Origin of the sequence: Prosthecobacter sp., from assembly GCF_044378005.1 — a bacterium.
GTDB lineage: Bacteria > Verrucomicrobiota > Verrucomicrobiia > Verrucomicrobiales > Verrucomicrobiaceae > Prosthecobacter.
On the sequence record NZ_JBILYB010000301.1, the window covers coordinates 1 to 3299 of the forward strand.

Here is a 3299-nt window from a genome sequence, read left to right on the forward strand (position 1 = left end):
CATTCTCCGCGCCGCTTTCCGTCCCCTGCCCCCCGTTGATCGAGATGCTCACACACGACCTGTTTCTACGTCTCACCGCCCTCGCCCTGCTCTGCACGCTGGCCTCATGCGCGAACTCGAGTGGTTCGCGTGAACAGACCCAGTATCTGGAGGCCTTCAATCCCGCCACCGTGCCGCATTCGGCTCTCTACAATCAAGACCTCGTCTCCTACTGGGATGGCGATGGCATGGCGGGCGCGCCCAGCATCGTGATCGACCTCAGCGACCAGAAGGCTTATTTCTACAAAGGCGGTTCCCTTGCTGGCGTGTCGGCCCTTTCTACGGGTGATGAGAAGCACACGACGATCAAAGGGAACTTCAAAATCATCCAGAAGGACCAATGGCATAAGTCCAACCTCTATGGTGACTTCGTCGATGCCAACGGTCAGGTCGTGGTGGCGAACATCGACATCTCGAAAGACAAAGCACCTCCAGGCACCCGCTTCGAAGGCTCGAAGATGCATCACTTCATGCGCTTCAGCGGCGGCACCGGCATGCACGAGGGCTTCCTCCCCGGCTATCCCGCCAGCCACGGCTGCGTGCGCATGCCCGGCCACATGGCCGCGATTTTCTACAACAACGTGTCCCAAGGCACGCCTGTCACCGTCCGCCCCTAAGTCGAGCCTGCCATGAACGATCTGCCTCTCGAAGTCAGCGTGGATGATGTGAGCTACCTGCTCGGCAGGCCTGGGCAGCAGCCGCGCATCATCGACTGCCGCGAGCAGGATGAATGGCAGATCTGCCGCCTGCCGAATGCTGAACTGGTGCCGCTATCGCAGTTCGGCGAGCTGGCCCCGCAGCGCTTCGCGGATGTGAATCAGCACATCATCATCTACTGCCACCACGGCATGAGAAGCCAGCGTGCCGCCAACTGGCTGCGCCAGCATGGCTTCCGCCAGACGCAGTCCATGCGCGGCGGGATCGACGCCTGGTCCGAACTCGTCGATACCGAAGTGCCGAGGTATTGAGGCACGGTCACGTTCTCGACGTTACTCCACCAGTGCCGAGCCCTTGGACTGCAAGTCTTGAGACAGGCGATTCAGCCCCTGCTCTAGAGCCTCGCCATCCAATCGCGCAGGGGCGCTGTTCAGGGCATCCAGCGCCGCCGTCAGGCTCACGGTTTCCAGACGTAGTGTCTGCCCGAAGTCGATGGAGTTGGCGTGGCCTTTCAGCGTGGCGGGGCCCACAGCTTTGTCCGTCTTGCCAACGGTCAGCAGGCCATCCGTGCCATTCAGCCATAGGGAATATTCACCTCCCACCAGTTCACTAACCACCGTCTGGGTTTTGGGCACGGGGCCCGTACTCTGCGTATTCAGGTCTTCATGCACCTCCAGGCGATGGATGTTTTGACTGCCGCTCTTGCTGTTAAAAAGAAACCCGCCGCGCTGTCCGGCACGATCCAGCACCAGGAAGCCCGTCACTGCGCCGGTCGTCGCCGTGGCGCCAGCATAAGCCGTGCCGGTGCCCGTGAGTTTGTAGATCAGCAGGCCGGTGTCATTGACGCGCAGTTGGGCAGGGGAGGTGGTGATCTTTCCAGCAGGGGTGGTCACGGTCACGCTGTAAAGTCCGGCGGAGCTGGCATCCACGTTCATCACATTCAGGGTGCTGCTCGTAGCATTCCTGATCACCACACCATTCCTCAGCCATTGCCAGGCCGTGGCGCCGGGAACGTCCACGCTGAAGCTGCCGGTGCCTGCTGGATTCACGTCCACATCCACCGGAGCGGCAGTGATAGGCACCAAGGGCGGGAACGATAAACGCGAGGCATTGGAAAGAGCCACGCCGACAGCATTCTTTACCACCACATCATAAACACCCTCCTGGCTGCGCTGGAGATTCGTCAGCACCAGCGTGGCGTTCGTGGCCTTGGGGATCGGCACACCGTTCCTCCGCCATTGGTAGGTGAAAGGAGGGGTTCCCGAAGGAATGGAAGCCACGAACATCAGTCCCTGTCCGATGGTGACGGTTCCATCACCGGGAAAGATGTGAACGTTTGCTGCAGCTTGAGGCTTGATGAACGCCACGCTTTGTTCGTCATTAGCTGCGATAGATGTCACGCCACTGAGGTCCGCAGGCACCAGCGACGCCGTTACGTCACCCCAAGCCACCACCGTGCCGTCGCCCTTCAGCGCGAGGGAATGATGGCTGCCCGCCGCGATAGCTTTCACTCCACTTAGTCCCACAGGCACCGTTGTTTGGTTCCACCTATAGTCTCCCCAAGCTACCACAGTGCCGTCGTTCTTCAGCGCGACGGTATATAGACCGCCCGCCGCGATGGCTGTCACGCCGCTGAGGCCCGTTGGCACAGTCGTCTGGTCCCAGCTATTGTCTCCCCAAGCCACCACAGTGCCGTCCTTCTTCAGCGCGACGATATGGTAACCGCCCGCCGCGATGGCTTTTACGTTGTTGAGGCCGACTGGCACCGTCATTTGGCCGTTAACGTTCCTTCCCCAAGCCACGACGGTGCCGTCGTTCTTCAGCGCGACGATATGGCTATCACCCGCCGCGATGGCTTTTACGCCAGTGAGACCCACTGGCACCATGGTTTGACCATAATCATTGTCTCCCCAAGTCACGACGGTCCCATCGTCCTTCAGTGCTACGATGTAAGAAAGACCCGCCTCCATGGCTTTGACGCCACTGAGGCCCGCAGGCACCATCGCTTGGCCTGAAAAACTATATCCCGAAGACACAACCGTACCGTTGTTCTTCAATTCGAGGGTATAATCGAACCCAGCCAAGATGGCTTTCACGTTACGGAATCGCGCTGTAGAATCAGTTTGGCTGTCATAATTAAGCTGTCCCCACAGGACGAGATGAGTTTGTGGCGTGGCCGCGTCCATTGGAGTTAGGCTGATGCAGAAACCCATGAAGCAGGTCAGGATAAACAAGAGGCGTGGCATGCGAGCGAGAGTAAGGTAACGCGAAAACTTGTCACGAGATGAAAACAAGTTGCGGGAGCCTTTATTATGCTTCGGCCTCTATATTCCCTGCTCTCAGATTAGGGCCTCAGTGCTTACCTCGTTCTTCCATTCGTCGCCGCGCTGCCCACACCTGCGAAACTCTTCAATCTTCATAAATATGATCTCAATTCAGAGTTAAACCTATCCCACTGAGACTTAATTGGTCCCAGCGTGACAGTAATTAGGCCGTGTTTGAAAACCTGTCGATTGGCAAAGTTGAAGGGGTGGTGTAAATAAGGCGACCGATGAAAACACAACGCTTCGCATGGTGGGGGCCGCTCAAAGAGCGGCTCAAAA

Annotated in this window: 3 protein-coding genes; 2 read left to right on the forward strand and 1 reads right to left on the reverse strand. The window is 58.4% G+C overall.

Going from position 1 to position 3299, the window contains the following annotated elements; translation table 11 throughout:
• Together AC6FTP_RS26470 and AC6FTP_RS26475 are read left to right on the forward strand one after the other, a co-directional pair.
• A partial coding sequence (locus AC6FTP_RS26470; protein ID WP_497209896.1) for a L,D-transpeptidase family protein occupies nt 1–656 on the forward strand: 656 nt, incomplete at its 5' end.
• Nucleotides 657–668: 12 nt separating this feature from the next.
• Nucleotides 669–1007: a rhodanese-like domain-containing protein gene (locus AC6FTP_RS26475; RefSeq protein ID WP_497209897.1), complete on the forward strand. Its 339-nt coding sequence runs from the start codon at nt 669–671 to the stop codon at nt 1005–1007.
• Between the two features lie 21 nt (nt 1008–1028).
• Here AC6FTP_RS26475 and AC6FTP_RS26480 read toward each other — a convergent pair whose 3' ends face one another.
• Nucleotides 1029–2792, reverse strand: a complete 1764-nt coding sequence (locus tag AC6FTP_RS26480) for a hypothetical protein (RefSeq protein ID WP_497209898.1) — start codon at nt 2790–2792, stop codon at nt 1029–1031.
• Nucleotides 2793–3299: the final 507 nt, after the last annotated feature.

Bases quoted from the DNA above. Each gene is read 5' to 3' on its own strand.
- AC6FTP_RS26475 (WP_497209897.1), top strand. From the start codon at position 669: ATGAACGATCTGCCTCTCGAAGTCAGCGTGGATGATGTGAGCTACCTG.